Consider the following 21,714-nt stretch of genomic DNA (forward strand, 5'->3'; position numbering starts at 1 on the left):
ACGTCAACCCCAGGGCTTGCCCATCAGGCCTTGCGGTCTGATGGCGAGGAAAATCATCAGGGAGACGAAGATCAGCAGATAGGTGATATCTCCGTACTGATAGAGCAGAGCGAGGCCGATCGCCTCCATGAAGCCCAGGATAATGCCGCCCCAGATCGCGCCGGAAATCACACCTGCGCCTCCGATCATGACCATCATGAAGGCCTTGATCGACGTGGGCCCGCCCATACCAAGGTTAACCCCTGTGATCGTGACCAGCAGGCCACCGACGAGGCCGGCAAGCATCGCGCCAAGCGCAAAACCGATCATCGAGTACCGATCCACATTCACGCCCATCAGCTGGGCCGCTGTCCGATCCTGGGCGAGCGCGCGCAAGGCGCGGCCCGTCTTCGTGTATTGCATCAGTCCGATGAAGGCGACGATTGACAGGATCGCCAGCACACAGATCAGAATGCGGTCATAGGGCATGATGATCCGGAAATCCCAGTTGAACACGCCGTCGACGATCTTGGGAACACCGCGCTGCTTTTCCCCGAAGATCAGCAGGATCAACGCATCGAGGAAAAAGGCGATGCCGGCGGCCAGCAGCATCGTACTTTCTTCACGCGCCGATCCTTTGATCACCGGCGCAAAGAGAAATTTCTCGATCAATGCACCAAGGATGGCCAGCGTGACGCAAGACATCACCAGCGCCAGGACAAACGGGATGCCCCATTGACCGTAGAAGGTGTAAGTGACGAAGCCGCCGATCACATACATCTGCCCATGGGCAAAATTGAGGACGTTCATCAGGGCAAATATCAGAGTCAGACCAAGCGCGATCATCGCGTATTGGGACCCCAGATAGACGCCATTGGCCAAAATCTGTTCCATCGTGGTGTTCTTTCCTGGAAAAGCCCCGGGCCATGTGCGGCCCGGGGAGGGTCTGCTCAGGGACTGGTCACAAGCAGAAAGAGGTGTCTTTAGTCGACTGCGGCGACGAACAGCGTTTCGAACGCGCCATCCTGATAGACATTCACCACCAAAGGCACCGCAACCTGGCGGCGCTGGCCGAAGGATGTCATGCCGACATAGCGGAGTGTTGCGTCACCGTTCATGTAGGGATTTGGCGCCTCGAATGTGTCCATGGTGGCCTGGAAAGCGGCCACATCCTCGATCGCGGCAGGATTGGCTTTCAGCGTCTCCAGAATGTATTCCAACGCATAGACCTTGGTGTTGGACTCGTCGTTGTACTCCCCGAACATCTCGGTGTAGCGCTTGACGAATTCATTCATCATCGGCGACGCAAGCTCTGGTGTGGATGCACCACCGACAGAGATGAAGCCGTTTGCAAGATCACCAGCGCCTTCGGCCAAAACACCGGCATCTTGTGCTGTTTCTGTCGAGATGAGGCCCTGGAACCCAAGCTCACGCGCAGATCGAATGAGCTGCGGGGCGTTGGCCGGCGACACGCCCGACAACACCAGCAAATCCGGCTGTGTGCGCATCACAGGGGTCAGAACTGGCGTGAAATCCGTGGTATCGACCTGATAGGTGACGCTGGAAGAAACAACCTTCAGACCAAGAGCTTCGGCCGCAGCCACGCCGCCATCACGCTGGCTCAGCGGATCAGATTCGTTGGCCGCGATGAACGCAACCGTTTCCACACCTTCTTTTTCCATCAGGTATTTGTAGATCGCCGGCCCAGACTGGTAGTTGGCAACCATACCAAGAACCGCGTTCGAAGCAGGCGCCTGATAAAGCTCTTTCGGGAAGGCGTATGGGAAGTACATGATCCCGTTGGCTTCAGCCACCGGGCGCACAGCCGCGGCGCCGTCGTCGACATTCGGGCCCACGACATAGTGGATTCCTTCCTGAGCCATCCGTTCCATGCCCGCAATCGCGCGCTTGGGGTCCTTTTGGTCGTCAAAGGACACGATTTCGATGTCATAGGTCGTGCCACCAATGGTGTAACCGCCGGTTTCATTGATCCAGGCCGCCCGCGTTTCCATCGAGCGCTGGTTCGATATGCCCCATGCCGCAGCCGGGCCGCTGGTCACACCAACAAAGCCGATTTTCAGGACCGGGTTCTCCGCAAGAGCAGCAGTTGTGCCAAATGCGGTCAGTGTTGCAGCCGTCATTGCTGCTTTCATGAGTGATCTTCGTTGCATGTTCAAACTCCCGTTGAATTCAGTTCTGGCACTTTTCGCGCCGTTCTTGTCCGGCAGCTCGATGGAATCCCCATACATGCCGTGGGGTCAGTTCACGATTGTTAACAATTCTTGTCAACAAAAATTTCGAATGGGTCGACAATTTCCTGCACTTGGCCTTAGACTGCCCGGAGTTTAAGCGTTAGCAGCCAGAGATCGTCGAAAGACTCACCCGTCTAGAAAGTGTACTTGTGCCCTCCAATCCGCAGCAAAGCAGCAGAGCCACACCGGACCGGCCGTCGGGATCGGATGAAAGTGTCATTGTTGAACGGATCTATAAGGCCGTCATGGAACAACGTTTGGCACCGAAGACCAAACTGAGTGAGGCGCGCCTTTGCGAGACATTCGGCGTTGGCCGCATGCGCGTTCGGCGCGCACTTCTGCTGTTGTCGAGTCAGGGCATCATCGAGCTGCAGTCAAATCGGGGCGCATATGTCGCCTGCCCCGACACGGCAGAGGCAAACGAAGTGTTTGCGGCCCGGATGTTGATCGAACCACCGCTCGTTCGGCAACTTGCTCAGAGCTCAGGCAACATTGATCTGACGATCCTGACTGAACACATCGCCCTGGAAGATGCCGCCCGCGAGAGAAAAGAGCGCACGGAGATCATTCGGCTGTCTGGTGAGTTTCACACCAAGCTTGCCCAAGCGACCGGAAACAAGTTCATCTTCCGCATGATGCGCGAGCTCGTCACGCGCACTTCACTGATCGTCGGCCTGTTTGGATCATCAGAAAACGCCAGCTGCCCGGATGATGAACACAACAACATCCTGAAAGCGATCCAGTCACAAGACCCGGAAATGGCCGAGACCTTGCTTATTTCTCATCTCAACCACATTCAAAACGGTCTTGATATGGACATGCGCCAGGTGCCCCAGGATGACTTGGCGGCGATTCTCGGATCGGATTGATCGGATTATTGCGCCACTTTCTGCCGACGTGGCGGATAGGGTCAAGATGCGGATCATAGCGATGATTGATTTCGCAAATGACGCCTCGATATGAGTGCGCCTTGTCGGTCACAATTGCCACGGGCCGGTCAACGGTGATCCCGCGCTTTGCGAGCAGACCCGCCACATCCTGACAAGACAACGGCAAGCTCATCAATCCCGGTTCAATCGGTCCGTGCCGGAACGGATTACAAGTTCGAATTCTTCTTTTTGCACAGAGGTTCGAAATCGTAATGATCATAAATTCTCTCTTTTGCACACCACATGTGATTCGCCTGGTTTCGACAATTAGTTCTGATAACTTTCATTTATCATGTGTCTATGAGAATGCTCGAAAATATGCCACTCTGACGCCCATGAAACCCGTCAGACCACAACCGGCCACGCCCCCTGCCCTTTCGGAAAACGACCGTCAGGCGCTCAACGATCTCTATGTGCGTGGCACCCCCGAAAACACCCTGCGCGCTTACGAGCGGGACCTGCTCTATCTCACCGCCTGGAAACAGCTCAGCTTTGGCGCGCCGCTGGCCTGGCCCGAACAGCATGAATGCGCCCTGCGCTTCATTCTCGACCACAGCCGCGATCTGGGCGACGCAACCGGCCCCGCCCGCGAGGTGGCCGAGGCGCTGATCGCGCGCGGCCTGCGCCGCTCGCTGGCCTGCCCGGCGCCCGCAACGCTGAACCGGCGCATCGCCTCGTGGCAGGCCTTTCACCGGATGAAGAACCTCGACAGCCCGTTTGACAGCCCGCTGCTGAAACAGGCCCGCGCCAAGGCCCGGCGCGCTGCGGCGCGGCCCACGGCGCCCAAGTCGCGCAACCCGATCACCCGGCCGGTTCTGGAACAGCTGCTCGCAACCTGCCGTGGCTCGCGGCGCGATTGCCGCGACCGGGCGCTGCTGATGCTGGGCTGGGCCAGTGGCGGCCGCCGCCGTTCCGAGATTGCCTCGCTTCGGGTCGAGGATGTTTCGCTCAGGGATTTCGCCGCCGACGGGATCGCCTGGCTGATGCTGGTCGAGACCAAGACCACCCGGCGCGGCGCCACCCCGCGCCTGGTGCTCAAGGGCCGCGCCGCGCAGGCGCTGGTGCATTGGCTCGAGGTTTCGGGCATCGAGGACGGGCCGCTGTTCCGCCCGGTGTCGAAATCCGACCGCGTGCTGACCCGCCGCCTGACCCCGGACGCGATCTATCAGATCGTGCGCCACCGGTTGCAGCTTGCCGGGCTGCCGCAGGATTTCGCCTCGCCGCACGGGCTGCGCTCGGGCTTTCTGACCCAGGCAGCGCTGGACGGCGCGCCGATCCAGGCGGCGATGCGGCTTAGCCTGCATCGCTCGGTGGCGCAGGCGCAGCGCTATTACGACGATGTTGAGATTGTCGAAAACCCCGCAACCGATCTGCTGGGGTAAGGCGGTCTTACCCGTGGGTAAGACCGCATATCGTCAGTCCTCTTGCAGACTGTCGATCAGTTTTGCCACCGCCTGTTCCAGCTTCTGCCGGTCGATGCGGGTGAAATCCAGGTTATAACGCAGGTCAATCCGCCCGTTCGAGGCCGAGCATTTCGCGATCCCGCTCGGGCGGCTGATCTGAAAGGTTGTCTTGGCCCGGCGGGTCTTGTCGCCGCTGGGCGCCGCTGTGCGCGCCTGCGGTTCCGGCACCCCTGCCCCTTCGGCAAACCCGCGCAGGATCGCCACCTCGTCCGCCGCACTCCGCCCCGGCTGCGCCAGCAAGGCGGAACTGACTGCCCGGACCAACCCCGGATCGCCATCCAGCTTGCGTTTGAGATCGACACCCACATTGCGCGGAATCTCGTTGGGGTGTTCCAGCGACTTGCCCAGCATCATCAGCAGGCTGGCAAAGGCGCGAATATAGCTGCGCTTGGTATAGCTGGCGGATTTGAACAGGACCGATACCGCCTTGTCCACATCGGCGCAGTCATTGGCCGGGTCCTCGGCATAGGCGCGGGCCAGCGCGCCCATTTCGGCAAACGAGATATCCTTGCGGATCAGGTTCTCGTCCACCATGCGCCGGTATTGATCATCCGTCGGCGCATTGGCCAGGATGCCCGCCGGAATGCGCGCGAACCGTTCATCCCCGGTTTCCTCGTAAAGCGCGCGATAGGCCGACAGGCGCCGCATGCCCTGCACCAGCTCGTACCCGCCATCGGCGCGCTTTTCGACCCGGATCGGGTTCGACAGCCCGATTTCGCGGATCGAGGTTTTCAGCTCGTCCAGCTCCGGGTCCGGCCCGGCGGCGCGGTCGCGGGTCAGCCGCTCGGCATGAACCGCGTCCAGCGGCACCAGATCGGTGATCAACCCCTCTTTCTTTAGCCGCACCAGCTCATGCGCCAGCTGGTCGTTCTCGGCGCGAATGCGATCTTCGGTCTCTTGCCGGTCGCGCAGCGCGTCGGCGTTTTCCGAGATCGCGGTTGCCATCGGGCCGCGCCGGTGTTTGTCCAGCACCTTGTCGGGCACCTTGCCGACCGGAATGTCCTCCATCGCCGGCATGTCGATATCGAAGATTCTGCGCTTGCGGGTCATGCGTCATCCTCCAGCTTGGACCAGGCCGACAACATCACCTCGCGGAACTCGCGATAGGCATTGTCAAATGTGCCGCGCGCGCGGCGCCAGGTTTCCCGCGTCATCTCGCGGTAATCCATTTCATAGACCGAATTGAGGAAGCGGCCCGATTGTTCCACCGCCCGCGTCATCTCGACTGGGTGGTCGGTGACGTGATGGCCGAACACCTTGCGGAACGCCTCGTACATCGCCTGGTGCAGGGCGTTGCCCGGTTCATACCGGGTCAGGATAAAGCGGATCTCGGCAAAGGTCTTGGGCAGGCCAATCTTACCCGTGGGTAAGACGCCATCGAACCCGTGCGACAGATCCTCCAACGCCTCGGCCAGCTGTCCGATGAAAGAGGTTGTGGAATCGTATTCCCAATAGCCCGGCCCCGAGGGGATATAGAGCATGTCGGCGGCAAACACCGCGTTCATCGACTGATAGCCGATGGCGGGCGGGCAATCGAACAGGATCAGGTCATAGGCGTCATCGGGGATCTGATCGAGATAGCGCGACACCGCGGCAAAGAAGGACCATTCCGGGTTCAGGTGCCGGTATTGCGCGCTGGCGAATTCGACAAAGGCCGCGTTGGCGCAGGAGGGGATCGCGTCGATCGTCGACCAGGAACTGGGCTTGATGAAATCACCCACCCGCAGATCGCCCAGCCCCATGCCGGTGATCGAGGCGGGCAACTGGCGGCGGGGCAGGGTGGTGCCGCTTTCGGCGGCGGCGGCGCGGTTGTTCATCCGCTCGGTCTCGCGGATCAGGTCGCGCGCCATGATGCCCCAGACGGTGTAATCCTCGGCCACATCGGTCAGGCCCATGGAATGGCTCAGCGTCGCCTGCGGGTCGAAATCGACCACCAGCACCCGATAGCCATCCAGTGCGGCGGCATGGGCCAGATGCAGGGCGACGGTCGACTTGCCCGCGCCGCCCTTGAAATTGGCCACCGCCGCGCGGATCGCGCGCTTGCCCGCCGGGCGCGGCGGCATCAGAGACTTGCGGTTGATCTTGAGCCGGCGGCGAAGTTCGTTCACCTCTTCCAGGCTGAACCAGCGCTGGCGGCCATCGGGCTCGACCTCGCCGCCGGGCAGGGTGGGGTCGGCGACCAGCTTGCCACGAAAGGTCGACTGGTTGACGTTGAAGATCAGCTCGCTCACCTCCCAGCTGGAAAAGCGGCGCAGCGTCTTTTCCATCTCGGGGCTGAAGGTCTGCTGCCGGATCCAGCCTTGCAGCTTCAGCGACTGGTTGCGCAGGTGACTCAGGTCTTCGTGTGTATACATGCCTCGGGCTTCCTTTGTCTCAGGACGCTAATTTTCTATGCTTACCCATTTACGCTGTATTTGCATTTATGGCAAAAGGAAATATCATGAGGATGCGACCTTACCCGCGGGTAAGAAAGCCCTTGAAAACAGGGGGCTTCCGATTCGGGGCCGGGGCAGACAGAACGCCGCGATTCGACCGAGTCTCTTTGGTAGCGCTCCGCAAGATATGGGGTCACTTAGTCGCCGGAATACCCCTGATAGGGGGACAAAAGGAGCCGATACGGGGACAGCCAGGATGTCCCCCCTCACCAGTACTTCACCTTTTTTCTTTCTTTGAAAAGGGGAAGGGGAGGGGGCCGATCGCCAAGCTGCTTGACAGAATCGAAGCTTTGGACGCTAATTGTCACAAGATCGGGAAAAGCGTTGGGAAGACGCCGGACCGACGGCACGGGACAGCAGATCCCATCGTCGAGGCAGACGAGCAGAGAGTTGGATAATGCAGATCGCAAAACCGGTCGGGCGCAATGCCTCGGCCCTGAAATACGATATACTGTCGGCGCTGGCGGTGCATGCCCTGGCCGGTGACAAGCATCGCCAACGGCTGATCCTGCGGCTTTCGGCGCTGATCACCACCCGGTACAACTGGCAACGTAACGAGCTGTCCATGGGCCGGGACGAGATCGCGCGGCTGTGGTCGGTGGACGAACGCACCGTGAAACGCGAAATGGCGCGGCTGCGCACGCTGGGCTGGGTCACGGTGAAACGTCCCGGGGTGCGAGGCCGGGTCAGCGTCTATGAGCTCGATCTGAAACAGATGCTGCTGGACACGCGCACCAGCTGGGCGGTGATCGGCCCCGATTTCGAGGCACGGCTGGACGAGACGCCGCAAGCCGAAACGGCGGGCAATGTGGTGCCGTTGCATGTGCCGCCTCCGCTTGGCGAGAGCAGTGACGATCCGGTCTGGGCGCAGGTGCAGGCCGCGCTCTACGGGCGCGACCCCGAGCTTTGGTCGAGCTGGTTCCAGCATCTCAGCGAAGTCGAGCGCGGCGGCGGGCGCGCGGTGCTGATGGCGCCCAGCCGGTTCATGGCCGATTACATCGCCGCTCAGTGGAGCGGGCGGCTGCTGGCCGCCTATTCGCGCATCGACCCCTCGATCCGGTCGATCCGGATCGAGGCGGCGGGGTAGGGGGGCAGCGAGGACGCCCGCAGGGCGGAGGAGCGGGCGCCTAGCGTTTGCGCAGCGCGTCCTGAAGCGCCGCCCCCAGCGCGCCAGAGCCACCACCGCCCTTGGGGCCCGATTGCATCGGCCCGCGCGGGCTGCGGTCCCGGGGACCACCCGAGCGTGCCGGCTTCTCCTGCCGGGCCGAGGCGCCGCCATCCTTGCGCATGCTCAGCCCGATCCGCTTGCGCGGCACATCGATCTCGGTCACCGTGACCTTGATCACCTGGCCGGTCTTGACCACCTCATGCGGGTCCTTGACGAACCGGTCGGCCAGCTGGCTGACATGTACCAGCCCGTCCTGATGCACCCCGATATCGACAAAGGCGCCAAAGGCCGCGACATTGGTCACGGTGCCTTCCAGCACCATGCCCGGGCGCAGGTCGGTGATGTCCTCGACCCCGTCGGCAAAAGAGGCGGTCACGAAACTGGGGCGCGGGTCGCGGCCGGGCTTTTCCAGTTCGGCCAGAATGTCGCGCACGGTGGGCAGGCCGAAGCTTTCGGTCACGAACTGTTCCGCCCGCAGACCTTTCAAAGCGCCCTCATGCCCCATGATCTGACGGATATCGCGGCCACAGGCGCCGACGATGCGGCGGGCGACCTCATAGGCCTCAGGGTGCACGGCTGAGGCGTCGAGCGGTTCCTTGCCGTCGCGGATGCGCAGGAAGCCTGCGCATTGCTCGAACGCGCGGGGCCCGAGGCGGGCCACCTTGAGCAGGTCGCGCCGCGCGGCAAACGCGCCGTTCATGTCGCGATGGGCGACAATGGCCTCGGCCAGACCCGGCCCCAGCCCCGAGACATGCGCCAGCAGCGGCGCCGAGGCGGTGTTGAGGTCGACCCCGACCGCGTTCACCACATCCTCGATCACCGCCTCCAGCATCTGGCCCAGCCGGTGCTGGTCGACATCGTGCTGATACTGGCCGACCCCGATGCTTTTGGGTTCGATCTTAACCAGTTCGGCCAGCGGGTCCTGCAGCCGCCGGGCGATCGACACCGCGCCGCGCAAGCTGACGTCGAGCCCCGGGAATTCGCGCGCCGCCAGTTCCGAGGCGGAATAGACCGAGGCGCCGGCCTCGCTCACCACCACCTTGGTGGGGGCCTTCACCGAACTCGGCAGCAGTTTCAGCGTGTCGGCCACCATCCGTTCGGTCTCGCGGCTGGCGGTGCCATTGCCGATGGCGATCAGCTCGATGCCGTGCTGGGCGATCAGCCGCGCGATGCTGGCCTGCGCCCCGCGCAGGTCGTTCTTGGGCTGGAACGGATAGAGCGTGTCGGTCGCCACCAGCTTGCCGGTGGCATCGACCACCGCTGCCTTGACCCCGGTGCGGATGCCGGGATCAAGCCCCAGCGTGGGCCGCGCCCCGGCCGGGGCGGCAAAGAGCAAGTCCTTGAGATTGCGGGCAAAGACCTGGATCGCCTCTTCCTGCGCGCGGGCCCGCAGATCGCCCATCAGGTCGACCATCATCGACAGCGACAGTTTCACCCGCCAGGTCCAGCCGGCCACCTTGCGCAGCCACGCGTCTCCGGGGCCGGACCCACGGGTTTCCAGCCGCGAGGCCACCATGGTTTCGGCGCGCGCCGCGCCCTCGGCATCGGGGGCGATATCCAGCGTCACGACGCCCTCTTTCTGGGCGCGCAGCATGGCCAGCGCCCGGTGCGACGGTGTGGTGGCCCATTTCTCGGAATGGGCGAAATAGTCAGAGAACTTGGCGCCCGCCTGTTCCTGCCCTTCGATCACCTTGGCGCTCAGCATCGCCTCGCGGTGCAGAAAGGCGCGCAGCTCGCCCAGCAGGGTTGCATCCTCGGTCAGGCGCTCGGCCACGATATCGCGAGCCCCGTTCAGCGCGTCCTTGGTCGTGGGCACCCCCTCGGAGAGATAGGCCTGGGCCAGCGTCTCGGGCTCGGCTTTGCGGTCGGCCAGTATGGCCTCGGCCAGCGGTTCCAGCCCGTTCTCGCGGGCGATCATCGCCTTGGTGCGGCGCTTGGGCTTGTAGGGCAGATAGATATCTTCGAGCTGCGCCTTGGTCTCGGCCCGGGCGATCATCAGCGACAACTCGTCGGTCAGCTTGCCCTGATCGCGGATCGACCCCAGGATCGTCTCGCGCCGCGCCTCAAGCTCGCGCAGATAGGTTAGCCGGTCGGCCAGCGTGCGCAATTGGGTGTCGTCCAGCCCCCCGGTCGCCTCTTTGCGGTAGCGGGCGACAAAGGGCACGGTGGCGCCTTCGTCCAGCAGCTTGACCGCGGCATCCACCTGTTCGGGGCGGGCATTGATTTCGGCGGCGATGGTGCGGGCGATACGGTCCAAGAAGAATTCTCCCAGATAGGTTGGAGATCCTATCTAGCCAGCGGGGCAGGGGAGGGGAAGGGGGAGTGGTGTACGCTTAAGCGGGCCGGTTGGGGTATATGTTGATCGGGCCGCGTGGATGCGGAGAATGTCGGCATTGAGCCCTACCTGTGAATTGGTATTTTTCACTGCGCGCGCTCGCAGCAATAGAATTGCTGCAGGAGCAAAGTATTTTCTTGAGGCAAGTTTGTCCAAAGCAGACATAACCGACACTACGTATTGTCTTAAAACAATCCCACCAATTTCGCAGACCAGAAGTTGCAGCAAACGCTTTGTTGCATAGAAGACCGGATAGCCGTCACCTCTCGAAAGGTCGCCCTGCGAGACGCAAAATTCACCGGGGCGCCGCGTGGGTGCCGGCCAGTCGGCCAAAGACAGACCCGTTGATCAGCCCAGTGCCGCCGGGGTAGTTGAAGAAGAACACGCCGCCGACCAGTTCGCCCGCAGCAAAGAGGCCAGGGATTGGGGAAAGGCCATTGTCGAGCACTTGCGCAGTGTCGGGGTCGATACGCAATCCGCCAAAAGTAAAGGTGATGCCGCAGCCAACCTGATAGGCCTCGAACGGGCCGTCATCGATCCTGTTGGCCCAATTTGATTTCGGAACCGAAAGACCTTTGGTGGCGCGCCCGTCCTTGACGTTGGGGTCAAACGGTGTGTCCGTGTCGACAGCGGCGTTATAGGCCTTGATCTCATCCAGGAACCCTTGCGGATCAACCCCTTCGAGTTTCTCCGCCAGAGCCTCGATCGTCGGCGCGGTGACCTTGGTCACCCGTTTTATCCGATACTCGTCGCGCAGGATATGCGTGACCTTGCTGTCGAAGATCTGCCAGGCGAACTGGTCGGGCTGGTTCAGGATGATGCGGCCATACTTGGCGTAGGTGTAGTTGCGAAAATCCGCGCCCTCGTCAACGAAACGCCGCCCCGTTGCATTCACCATGATGCCCCAGGGATAGGAGTGTTTCTGGAACCCGTCGCCCACGTCCAGGTCGCCGAACTCGGGCGCGTTATAGTCCCCAGCCTACGGCGTGACATCCAGACCAGTTGCCGTAGGTCGACGCGCCGATATCCATCGCCATCTTGATACCTTCGCCGGTGTTGAAACGCGAGCCACGCACCCGCGCCATTTCCCAGCCGGGACCAAGATAGCGGGTGCGCATTTCGGGGCTGGCCTGAAAACCGCCCGCCGCGACGACAACGGACTTGGCACCAAGCTCTTCGATATGGCCCTTGTGGCGGACCTTGACGCCGGTCACCGCATGGCCATCGGTCAGCAGTTCGATTGCACGTGTGTCATAGCGGATCTTGACTCCGCTTTCGCGGGCGATCTTGGTGTGGGCGTCTACCAAACCTTCGCCGCCACCCCAGGATTCCAGGGTTAACCCGCCCCAGAACTTGAAGCGGCCATCGACTTTGAAGGCCTGACGTCCATAGATCGGCAGGAACCGAATGCCCTTGTCACGCATCCAGTGCATCGTGTCGCGTGATGAGCGCACAAGACGCTCACACAGCGCCGGGTCGGTGCGGTATCGGGTGACCCGGAACATGTCGTCAAAAAACTGTTCTTCGGTGTAGGTCCCGAAATCAGTGATCGCGATCTGATCTTCCGACAGGTCGGGACAAAGCGCGCGTATATCGTCCACGCCGTCATAGGCGAAGCGAATGGCCCCGGCAGTATAGCGCGAGTTGCCACCGTTTTCTGCCTCGGGCGCGCATTCCAGCATCAATACGCTCGCGCCCTTTTCGCGGGCCTCATGGGCGGCGCAAAATGCAGCGTTTCCGGCGCCAATGATAATGGTGTCCCAGATGCTCATGCCTTTGCCTCTTTTTGCGGTGCCTTGAACAGGTCCTTGCGCAGCGTCATCAGCGCGCCGGGGTCGATCTTGGCTTGAATAACAGTGGTTTGCCCTGAGGCGATGGCCTCTTGCAGGGCGGAGCCCATGCCCCCGGGCCCGTCGACCCAGATGCCCTTGCCACCGCAGAGCTCCGCGAATTTGTCGAAACGCGGACTCTCGATTTCTGCGCCCAGCAGACGCCCGCCGTAAAACTCTTGCTGATAGGCTTTCTCGGCGCCCCATGCCTCGTTGTCCAAGACCACGATGGTAATCGGAAGCTTGTGTGAAATGGCGGTTTGAATTTCGATCATTGTATAGCCAACGGCGCCATCGCCCATGATCGCAACAACCGGACGCTCAGGGGCCGCGGCCTTGGCGCCGATCGCGGCGGCCAGCCCGAAACCGACCAGACCAAAGTCAAGCGGGGTGATCAGCGACATCGGAGCGTAATGGGCCAAACGATCCGCGGCTTGCAGGCAGGTATTGCCGGTATCGAGTGTAACGATGGCGTCCTCGGGCAGCGTATTGCGTAGCTCGCCCAAGGCGCGGCGGGGGTGCATGGGGAGCGTTTCGACCAAAGCCTCTTCGGCCCGTTCTGCCAAGAGGCTGTCCATATCCGCCCTGAAGCGTTCACGCCACGCATCGCAATTCGGTCTCTCGCCTGCCTCGGTCAGCGCCTCGGCCGTCAGGCGTGCATCGCCCTGGGCCGCGATTTCGGCCGGGAAATACCGACCGACGGCCGCGCCTTCGACATCAACATGCGCGATGCGGGTCTCTGCGCCTACGTAATCGTTGGAATGGAAGGTTGAGTTGAAGCCAAGCCGCGCGCCAAGCACGACCATCACATCTGCCTCTTTCGTCAGGCGGCTGGCTACGCGGTTGCCGCGTGGTCCGGCTTGTCCGGCAAACCAGGGATGGCCGTGGCGCATCACATCGGCATGGCCGGTCGAGGCCACAACGGGCACTTCCAGAGTTTCGGCCAGCGCGGTCAGCGCATCGCGGCCCGCACCCCATTTGAAACCACCCCCGGCAAAGATCACCGGGCGTACGGCCCCGGCCAGCAACGCGGCAATGGCGCTAACGTCGGCAGGCGCGGCAGGACCCGGACGAGCAAGCGCAAGCGGTTTGGGATAAATGGCAGGGATCTCTTCGGCAAAGAGGTCGCGCGGGACGTGCAGTACAACGGGGCCACGGCGACCCGTGTTGGCCAGACGGATGGCATCTTCAAGCATCGGGGCCAGTCGCGACGGGTCGGTTACCATTACCGAGCGTTTGCAGATCGGTGCAAACAAAGCGACCTGATCAACCTCCTGAAAGGTGTCCTTGGCCTGATCCGCGCGGGTGATCGCGCCTGCAATGACAACCATCGGTGAATAGGCAAGGTGCGCTTCGGCCACGGCGGTGACGATGTTCACCACACCCGGACCTGCCTGCGCGCCCAGCACAACTCCGGGTTTGCCTGTCATGCGCGCCCAGGCATCGGCCATATGACCTGCGGCACGCTCATCCCGCGCACCGACATAGGCGATCTCTCTGCCCTTATGCATCGCGTCGTAAAGTTCGAGCATCGAGCCGCCCAAAAGGCCGAACACAGTGTCGATCCCGTTGGCCTTCAAGACGCGGTAGACGGCCTCGCCGCCGTTGATATGTGTCATGTCTTAGTCCTCAGCTTTTGGGCGCAGGTTGTCGGGATCAAACAATGGCGCGTCATGAATTGTCACCGGATAGGTTTCATTCAAAATCCGGACTGCAATATCCGCTCGTGGCGTCCCCTTCCTTACAAAGAGCCAGCCGAGCGATTTGCCTAACGTGTAGCCATAACCGCCCGAAGTGGTCAGGCCGACGATCTGGTCTCTGAAAAAGACCGGCTCGCCGCCATGAATATCGATGTCATCGCTCTGGAGTTCCGCATAAAAGAGTTCCCATTCGGGATCGCGCTGCAGCAGCGCTTCTTTTCCTATGAAGTCGCGGCCTTCGGTGACCACAAAACGCTCCAGCCCGACGTCGAACGGCCCGATATCAGTCGTCAGTTCACCGCTGGCGCGATAGGCTTTCTCCATGCGCATCCCGTTAAAGGCATAAGAGCCCAGATCGGTCAGCCCGTGTGCCGAGCCCACATCGAACAGCGCGTCATAAAGTTCAGGGATCCGGTTCAGCAGGGCGTGTAACTCCCAGCCCAACTCGCCGACGAAGGACACGCGCAACGCATAGCATGGCACACCGGCGACGGTGATTTCCTGTCCTGAAAGCCACGGGAAGGCGGCATTGGACAGATCGGCATCGGTCAGTTCGGACAAAATGCGCCGGGAAGCAGGGCCGGACATCGCCAGCATCCCCCAATCGGCGCTGCGATTGACCATCTGCACGTCTTCACCGGGCCGTATATGGGATTTGATCCAGGCAAAATCCGGATTGGCACGGGTAATAGGGGAGCCGGTAAAATACCGGTTCTCATTGATCCGCCAAATGGTGATCTCGGTCTCGAACCGGCCCTTTTCTGTCAGCAAGTGATTGAGGCTCATCCGCCCATCCTTGTGCGGGATGCGGTTCGCTGACAGGCGATTGAGCAGTTTGCCCGCATCCGTCCCGGTGATCTCGAATTGGGCGAATGCGCAAAGGTCGATCACACCGGCCGTCGCGCGGGTGGCCTGCGCCTCGGCCAACGCATTTTCATGCCAGGATTGATGGCCCCAGCCGATTTGCTCAACTTCACCGACATCCCCAAAATAACGAGGACGTTCCCAACCGGCGATTTCACCAAATACGGCCCCTTTGGCAGCCAGCCGATCATACAGCTGATGGCGGTTCAGCGGGCGCAAACTGTGGAACTGTTTTCCCGGACAGGGCGTGTCATGGCGGCGCATGAACTCGTCCTTGGTGCGTTCGACGATGTAGTGATCCGATGCGAAATCGCCATAGCGGCGGGGGTCCAACGACCGCGTGTTGATCGAGGTTTCGCCATGCACCATCCAGTCGGCCAGCACCTTGCCCGCGCCACCACCCCACGCAAGGCCGATGGAAGACCCGCAAGACAGCCAGACATTCGGCGCACCGGACGGGCCAACCAGCATACCGCCATCCGGCGTGTGGGTGATCGCGCCGCGCACCACGCGTTTGATCCCAAGCTCGGCCAGGATCGGCATCTTGTCGAAGGCGATCATCAGGAAATCGCCAATCGAGTCATAATCCGCCTCAAACAACTCGTTCTCGGCGGCCCATGGCGCGCCTTTCGGCATTTCCCAGACGGTCGGGCAGACATGGCCCTCGTAAATGCCAATCAGGCCGGATTTTTGTTCCTGCCGGATATAGCCGCCAAAAGCGTTGTCCCGCATCACCGGCAGTTCGGGGCGTCCTTCGAATTCGGGCACCCTGTCGGTGACAAGATAGTGATGCAGGCAAGAGACCGAGGGAATCTTGAGCCCGAACCATTCACCGACCTGATTGGCGTAGGATCCGGCAGCAATCACGACATGTTCGGCCAACACGTCGCCCTTTTCGGTTCTGAGACACCACATGTCACCCTTGCGACTGGCCCCCAGCACCTGATTGCGCCGCTCGATTTTCGCCCCGCGTGCACGGGTGGCGGCGGCCAGGGCCATAGTCACGCCGGACGGGTCGATATGCCCGTCCTCATAGGTTTGTACGGCGGCCTTGACGTTGTCGACCTTGTAGAAAGGATTACCTTTTGCGACTTCATCCGGCCCAACCAGATCCATCGGCAGGTCCAGCAATCTGCCGACGCCCATGATCGACTTCATCCAGTCGACTTCGTCATCGGTTGTGGCAATGCGGAAGCCGCCGACCTCGTGCCAGCCAATAGACTGCCCGGTTTCCTTCTCGACCCGTTTGTAGGTCTCGATCGAGGTCTTGTTGATCCAGCCCGCAATGCGGCTGCCCACCGCATGGGCAATCTGCCCGGCGGCATGCCATGTGGAGCCACTGGTCAGTTCGGCCTTTTCAAACAGGATCGTGTCGGTCCATCCGTTTTCGGCCAGTTGAAACTGGGCTGCGACACCCATGATACCGCCGCCAATAATCGCGACGCGGGTGACGCGCGTTGTATCCGACATCAGAATGCCTCCTTGGCAGGTTTGACCGAAACGCTAGCGGCAAAACGGGTGCAGGCGATTTCCACCTCGAACCCCGTCACGACATCCTGTGTTGCAATCAGGTCTAGCGGCGCGTTGATCATCGCCAGCGCGACAGAACGGCCAAAGCGATAGCTCCACGCCGCAGAGGTGATCTGACCCACGACCCGGCCATCATAGTAGATCGGTTCATCATGGATCGGCATTGCATTCGGATCATCGAACAGAAGCGAGACGACCCGACGCTTGGGGGAACCCGCATTGGCCAGCGCCCCCTGTCCCACGAACCCGGTGCCAAAGGCACAGAACGCCCCCAACCCTGCCTCTTGCGGGGTGGTGCCCGGCGTCAATTCATGTCCGAACGCCCGAAACCCGCTTTCGATCCGCAAGCTGCCGCTGGCAAAAAGACCCGCATGGGTCGCACCCGCCGCAACAAGCGCCTCATGCGCGGCCATGGCCATGTCGGATGGCACATAAAGCTCGTATCCCTCCTCGCCAGTGAAGCTCAGCCGGCCGGCCCAACCGCGCGCCAGCCCGATTTCGACCGGCGCGAAACGGAAGCGCTTCAGATCGGGCACCGGAGTGTTGGTGGTGGCCTGCAAAACCTCGCGCGCTTTGGTCCCGGCGAGGCCAATCGCGGCATAACCGCTGGTCACGTCGGTAAATTCCACGCGAAAGTCGCCACGGGTTTCGCGCATGCGCTTCATGTCCCGCACAACCTCGCCCGCGCCGACGATCATCAGATAGGTCTCAGGGCCATGACGTTGCACGGTCAGATCGCTTTCAACACCGCCGCGCGCATTCAGGATCTGGGTATAGGCGATGCGCCCTTCTGCGATATCCATCTGTGCGGCGCAAAGCCGGTTCAGAAAGGTGCAGGCGTCCGGTCCCTGAACCATGATTTTGCCAAAGGCGGATTGGTCCAGAATGGCCGCACCATTGCGGCAGGCATCTACTTCACGCGCTACCTGATCGCGCCATTTCGGAATGCCAAACGTCAACGGCAGATGCGCCTCGTCGCCACCGAAATGCAACGCGCGTTCCCAGCCGCCGCGCGCCTCGAACCGCGCGCCCGCAGCCACCAACCCCTCGTGAACGGGCGAACGGCGCTGACCGCGTGCCGTGTCCATCGCCCGACCCGGATAGGGGTTGTCATAGTGACGACCCAATACCTCGGGAATGCGGGCCTCCAAGGCGCCAAGCACGTCCATCTCGGGGCTGAAGCGGCGGATATCGGCCTCGTTCAACTCCATCGTTGGCTCGCCCGCGATGATCCATTCCGCCATCGCGCGCCCCGCGCCACCAGCCAGTGCGATGCCGGTCGAATTCATGCCCCCCATCAGGAAAAGCCCAGGCACCTCGGGGCTTTCGCCCAGCATGAACTGACTGTCGAGCGTAAAGCTTTCCGGGCCGTTCAGCAGCTTCCGTACCTCGGCGGTCTCCAGCGCGGGAATGCGGCGCAACGCATTCTCCATCATCGGCATGAAGTGATCCCAATCCTCATCCAGCAGATCAAAGCTGAAATTCGCAGGCAGATCCTTGGTGGAAATGCCCTTGGCATGGGGCTCGAACGAGCCAACCAGCAACCCCTCAACATCGTCGCGGGCATAAAGATAGGCATCCTGATCGTTGAGTGTCGGCAGATGCGCTCCGGGTCCAAGCGCCTGCACCTCGGCCAGCGGTTTCGTCAGGATGTAGTAATGCTCGCAGGCATATAGCGGCATGTGCGCGCCCGCCATCGCGGCCACCTCACGCGACCAGAGACCGCAGGCGATTACGACCTCTTCGGCCTCGATCACGTGCTCGCCAACTTCAACAGCCGAAATACGCCCGCCTTTCTTTTTCAACCCGGTCACAGCAGTATCTTCAAAAAGATGCACACCGCGCGCCTTGGCCCCTTTCGACAGTGCAAGCGCCACATCCGAAGGGTTGACGCGCCCATCAGCCGGTGACCAGACGGCGCCGATCACGTCATCCACCTCGATCAGCGGCCATAGCTCCTGCGCGCGGTTGGCATCAACCACCTCGGCCTCCAATCCAAAGGCGCGACCAAGCGACACCTGCCGTTTGATATTGGTTAGCCGGTCGGTATTCGTGGCCAGCGTCAGCGACCCCGTTTGGGTCCAGCCGGTGGCCTGTCCGGTCTCGCGCTCCAATTCGCCGTAAAGGTCAATCGAGTAGTTGATCAGCCTTGTCAGCGTCGCCGACGGGCGCAGACGGCGCACCAGACCGGCGGCATGCCAGGTTGTGCCCGACGTCAGTTTCGAACGCTCCAGCACCACGATGTCTTTGCGCCCTTCGCGGGCAAGGTGATAGGCGATGGAACAGCCAATGACGCCGCCGCCGATGACGACGGTGCGTGCGTGTGAAGGGAGGGTCATGTCAGGGCTCCGTCGCGGATCATCTCCGACAGGGTGTCATCAAAGGCCAAGAGGGCCTCATCAATCAGTTCGGGTGTGTGGGCGGATGAGGTCAAACCAGAGGTATAGGCCATCATGTCCACGCCGCGCGACAGCATGCCGTCTCGATAGGCCTTGACCAGGGGTTTGGGGAGGCCCCTGATTTCGGCGGGGCCAAGCCCATCAAGGCGGTCACGGCCGAAAAACACATGGAAAATCGAACTGTCACCATAGGCAATGCCCGCGACGCCCTGTCGTTTCATGGCGGCATTCATCCCATCGCGCATACGCTCGGCCATGGCGTCGGCCTGCGCTTGTGCCTCGCCATTGGCCAAAAGCGGCATTGCGGCACAGGCCGCAGCGGCAATCAGGGGCGAGCCGTTGAAGGTGCCCTTGTGGCTGACAGCCGGGCCAAACCCGTTGCGCACGGTTGCATTGTTCAACAATTCCATGATGTCCGCGCGACCACAAATCGCGCCGCCGGGCAAACCTCCGGTGACCACCTTGGCCAAGGTGGTCAGGTCAGGCACAATCCCGTCGCGCGCCTGACGCCCCCCGGGCGACCAGCGAAACCCGGTTATGATTTCATCAAAAATCAGCACAACACCCGCGGCCCGCACCACGTCGTGCAGCGCCCTCAAGGTGTCGGTCGCCAAAGGCACGCAGCCGTAGTTCGCACCCGAGGCTTCGATGATCACCGTGCCGATGCGGTCATCCTGAAGCGCACTTTCCATCGCCTGAGGATCAGCCGCGCAGATGTGGATCAGATCGTTGATGGCATCCGGGATACCCAAAGACGGTACCTGATCGCTGCCCGGCTTGGCCCCTTTCAGCGCGTGATCATGCCATCCGTGGAAATGGCCCTCGACACGCAGCACATGATCCTTGCCAGAATAGGCACGGCCCAGTCGCAGCGCCAGCATCGTGGATTCCGTACCCGATGCGGTGAAACGGGTGCGGTCAGCAGAAGGATATAGCCGGTTGACCCATTCGGCCCACTCGATTTCCCGGGTGTGGCAATCCGCGCTGAAAACCGAGCGTTCGGCCTGTTTTTGGATGGCTTCAACAATTGCAGGGTGACAATGCCCCAACATCTGGCTGGCGCTGCCCATCTTGAAATCAATATAGCGGCGTCCCTCGACATCCCATTTTTCGCCACCTTGCGCGCGATCGATGAAAACCGGGTACGGATCGCGATATCGCAACTCGTGGCTGACACCGCCGGGCAGGCTCGCGCGGGCGCGGGTGCTAAGATCCTGGTTCATCATGCCGGCCGTCCAATCTGCGCCCGGGTCAGGCGGATATCAAAATCCTTCCTCAGCGCGCGATCCACATCGTCAGGCAGGTGACTCGGGAAATACCCGCTCAGGATTTCGCGCGTCTTTTCCCGCGCAACATCGCCAATCCGTTTTGCGCCGTTGTCCTGCCAGTCGCGGGGTGCCCGCCGGTCCCCGATTTCGGGATAGAAATAATCCGACTTCATCCGGCTGAACGTATGCTGCTCGCCCAGATAGTGCCCCACGCCGCGGCATACCCCCGCAATGACATCTGCCGCGATGTTCTCGGGCGTGGCCTCGATGCCGCGTACAGTGCGCAGGATGTTGCCCAACATGTCGTTGTCAGTGACATAGGCCGCATGGCTCACGCCCAAGAGGCTCGACATCATACCGGCGGCCTGGGTGATGATGTTTGAGCCGGCATGGGCCGCCATTGCGACCGCCAGAGATTTCTCGGCTCCGTATTGGGCATCCAACCGCTTTGCATCGGTGATCCCGGCTATCGAAGAGGTCGGCAAGTCCCACCGCCGCCCCATCTGCGCGGCACCTGCCATCAATATGGCCTGTTCTCCGCCGCCGCCGCTCATCGAACCTGTGCGCAGGTCCGCCACCAGAGGTTTGGGCGCAAAGATCGCTTTGGCTTCAGGATCGACCAGTCGCGCAAACACCAGTCCTGCCAGCGTTTCCGCAACCGCCTGCACCAGCGATCCGGCAATCGTCGCCGGACTGGTGGCTCCGGCTTGTCCGGCGCTGATCAATTGCACCGGGAACCCGGCCTTGATGGCCAGTTCCAACACCTCACAGGCTTCTTCAGCAAAGCGCATGGGCGGGACGACATGACACACCATCTCTGTCAGGAAAGGACGGGCGCGAAACGCCGCTTCGCCGCCAGCGACCGCATAGCAAAGCCTGGCGATGTCAGCGACGTTTCGCGGCTCGGTCACCGAGATCGAAACGTGTTTGGACGTGCCCGCAAGACAGGCATAAGCGGTGTTCAAATCCATCAATGCGTTGCTTTCGATATCGCGTGCCACAACCGGTCGGCTGAAGTGGTGGATATTGTCCATCCGGTCCACGATCCGCGCCGCATCGTAGAGGTCCTGCAACGTCGAATCCCGATACGCATGGGTATCAAGGTCAAACACGCCAGGCGCCGCGCCACCGGTAGACATATGCACGCGGGCGGCTTCAATCTTCAGGTCATTCTCGGGGCGCTGGCCACATAACGTAAACCCGCGCTGCGCACCGTCAATCGCCCACTTCACCAGCGTGCGCGGGAACAGCAGCCGACCGTCATCCGTCATTGTACCACCAGCGGTGGTGACTTTTTCGATCATCGAGGGAATGGCCTGGCTGAGCCCAAGGTCTTCAAGAAGCTTGAACGCGGCTTCTTCGACCAAACTCTCTTCATCAGGCGAAAGCGGTTTGAGACGCCCGCCAACCACCCCCGGCCATACCGGTGGCTGCGGGTCAGGCTCCGAAACTTGCTTCAAGCGGTCTTTGCGGCCGCGCCGACGGTTTGTCTTGGTCATAGATTCATGAGCTCAGGTTAATGCCACCCTATCTTGCGCAGGAAACCGCGCAGTTTACTAAAGC

The 21,714-nt window shown here is 61.6% G+C and carries 13 protein-coding genes and 2 pseudogenes; 3 read left to right on the forward strand and 12 right to left on the reverse strand.

Annotated elements, in window-relative coordinates; translation table 11 throughout:
* Positions 1-3: 3 nt before the first annotated feature.
* Together SPO_RS21335 and SPO_RS21340 are read right to left on the reverse strand one after the other, a co-directional pair.
* Entirely contained in the window at positions 4-873 is an 870-nt protein-coding gene (locus SPO_RS21335; protein WP_011242078.1) for a branched-chain amino acid ABC transporter permease, read from the reverse strand.
* A gap of 89 nt (positions 874-962) precedes the next feature.
* Positions 963-2,150: an ABC transporter substrate-binding protein gene (locus SPO_RS21340; protein WP_011242079.1), complete on the reverse strand. Its 1,188-nt coding sequence runs from the start codon at positions 2,148-2,150 to the stop codon at positions 963-965.
* Between the two features lie 326 nt (positions 2,151-2,476).
* Here SPO_RS21340 and SPO_RS21345 point away from each other — a divergent pair, with 326 nt between their 5' ends.
* On the forward strand, positions 2,477-3,100 hold the full coding sequence (locus SPO_RS21345) for a GntR family transcriptional regulator (RefSeq protein WP_230981819.1): 624 nt from the start codon (positions 2,477-2,479) through the stop codon (positions 3,098-3,100).
* Here the strand turns inward: SPO_RS21345 and SPO_RS23545 are convergent.
* Positions 3,099-3,239, reverse strand: a pseudogene (locus tag SPO_RS23545) (IS6 family transposase); the annotation flags it as partial. The gene SPO_RS21345 and the pseudogene SPO_RS23545 overlap by 2 nt on opposite strands.
* 256 nt (positions 3,240-3,495) lie before the next feature.
* Between SPO_RS23545 and SPO_RS21350 the strand changes: the two are divergent.
* The gene (locus SPO_RS21350; RefSeq protein WP_011242081.1) at positions 3,496-4,542 is read left to right on the forward strand and encodes a tyrosine-type recombinase/integrase; all 1,047 of its coding nucleotides are present in this window, start codon (positions 3,496-3,498) and stop codon (positions 4,540-4,542) included.
* 33 nt (positions 4,543-4,575) lie between these two features.
* Here the strand turns inward: SPO_RS21350 and SPO_RS21355 are convergent, their stop codons facing one another.
* Positions 4,576-5,673, reverse strand: coding sequence for a ParB/RepB/Spo0J family partition protein (locus SPO_RS21355; protein WP_011242082.1), 1,098 nt, complete (start codon positions 5,671-5,673; stop codon positions 4,576-4,578).
* Entirely contained in the window at positions 5,670-6,977 is a 1,308-nt protein-coding gene (locus SPO_RS21360) for an AAA family ATPase (RefSeq protein ID WP_011242083.1), read from the reverse strand. Before SPO_RS21360 ends, SPO_RS21355 begins: the two co-directional genes overlap by 4 nt.
* A gap of 478 nt (positions 6,978-7,455) precedes the next feature.
* Between SPO_RS21360 and SPO_RS21365 the strand changes: the two genes are divergently transcribed.
* Positions 7,456-8,145, forward strand: coding sequence for a DnaA N-terminal domain-containing protein (locus SPO_RS21365; RefSeq protein WP_011242084.1), 690 nt, complete (start codon positions 7,456-7,458; stop codon positions 8,143-8,145).
* 40 nt (positions 8,146-8,185) lie between these two features.
* On the opposite strand, the gene SPO_RS21370 is transcribed toward SPO_RS21365, so the two are convergent.
* From SPO_RS21370 to SPO_RS21400, 7 genes and pseudogenes are all read right to left on the reverse strand, one after another.
* Positions 8,186-10,483, reverse strand: a complete 2,298-nt coding sequence (locus tag SPO_RS21370) for a Tex family protein (protein WP_011242085.1) — start codon at positions 10,481-10,483, stop codon at positions 8,186-8,188.
* A 373-nt stretch (positions 10,484-10,856) separates the two neighbouring features.
* Positions 10,857-12,333 (reverse strand): annotated as a pseudogene (gene tcuA, locus SPO_RS21375) (FAD-dependent tricarballylate dehydrogenase TcuA).
* Complete coding sequence (locus tag SPO_RS21380) at positions 12,330-14,009, reverse strand: thiamine pyrophosphate-binding protein (protein WP_011242086.1); 1,680 nt, start codon at positions 14,007-14,009, stop codon at positions 12,330-12,332. The pseudogene tcuA and the gene SPO_RS21380 overlap by 4 nt, the downstream one beginning before the upstream one ends.
* 3 nt (positions 14,010-14,012) lie before the next feature.
* The gene (locus SPO_RS21385; protein WP_011242087.1) at positions 14,013-16,424 is read right to left on the reverse strand and encodes a GcvT family protein; all 2,412 of its coding nucleotides are present in this window, start codon (positions 16,422-16,424) and stop codon (positions 14,013-14,015) included.
* Positions 16,424-18,823: a GcvT family protein gene (locus SPO_RS21390; protein WP_011242088.1), complete on the reverse strand. Its 2,400-nt coding sequence runs from the start codon at positions 18,821-18,823 to the stop codon at positions 16,424-16,426. The genes SPO_RS21385 and SPO_RS21390 overlap by 1 nt, the downstream gene beginning before the upstream one ends.
* Positions 18,820-20,109: an aspartate aminotransferase family protein gene (locus SPO_RS21395; protein ID WP_011242089.1), complete on the reverse strand. Its 1,290-nt coding sequence runs from the start codon at positions 20,107-20,109 to the stop codon at positions 18,820-18,822. The genes SPO_RS21390 and SPO_RS21395 overlap by 4 nt, the downstream gene beginning before the upstream one ends.
* On the reverse strand, positions 20,106-21,650 hold the full coding sequence (locus SPO_RS21400; RefSeq protein ID WP_011242090.1) for a trimethylamine methyltransferase family protein: 1,545 nt from the start codon (positions 21,648-21,650) through the stop codon (positions 20,106-20,108). Before SPO_RS21400 ends, SPO_RS21395 begins: the two co-directional genes overlap by 4 nt.
* Between the last annotated feature and the right edge of the window lie 64 nt (positions 21,651-21,714).

Source organism: Ruegeria pomeroyi DSS-3, assembly GCF_000011965.2.
GTDB classification, from domain to species: domain Bacteria; phylum Pseudomonadota; class Alphaproteobacteria; order Rhodobacterales; family Rhodobacteraceae; genus Ruegeria_B; species Ruegeria_B pomeroyi.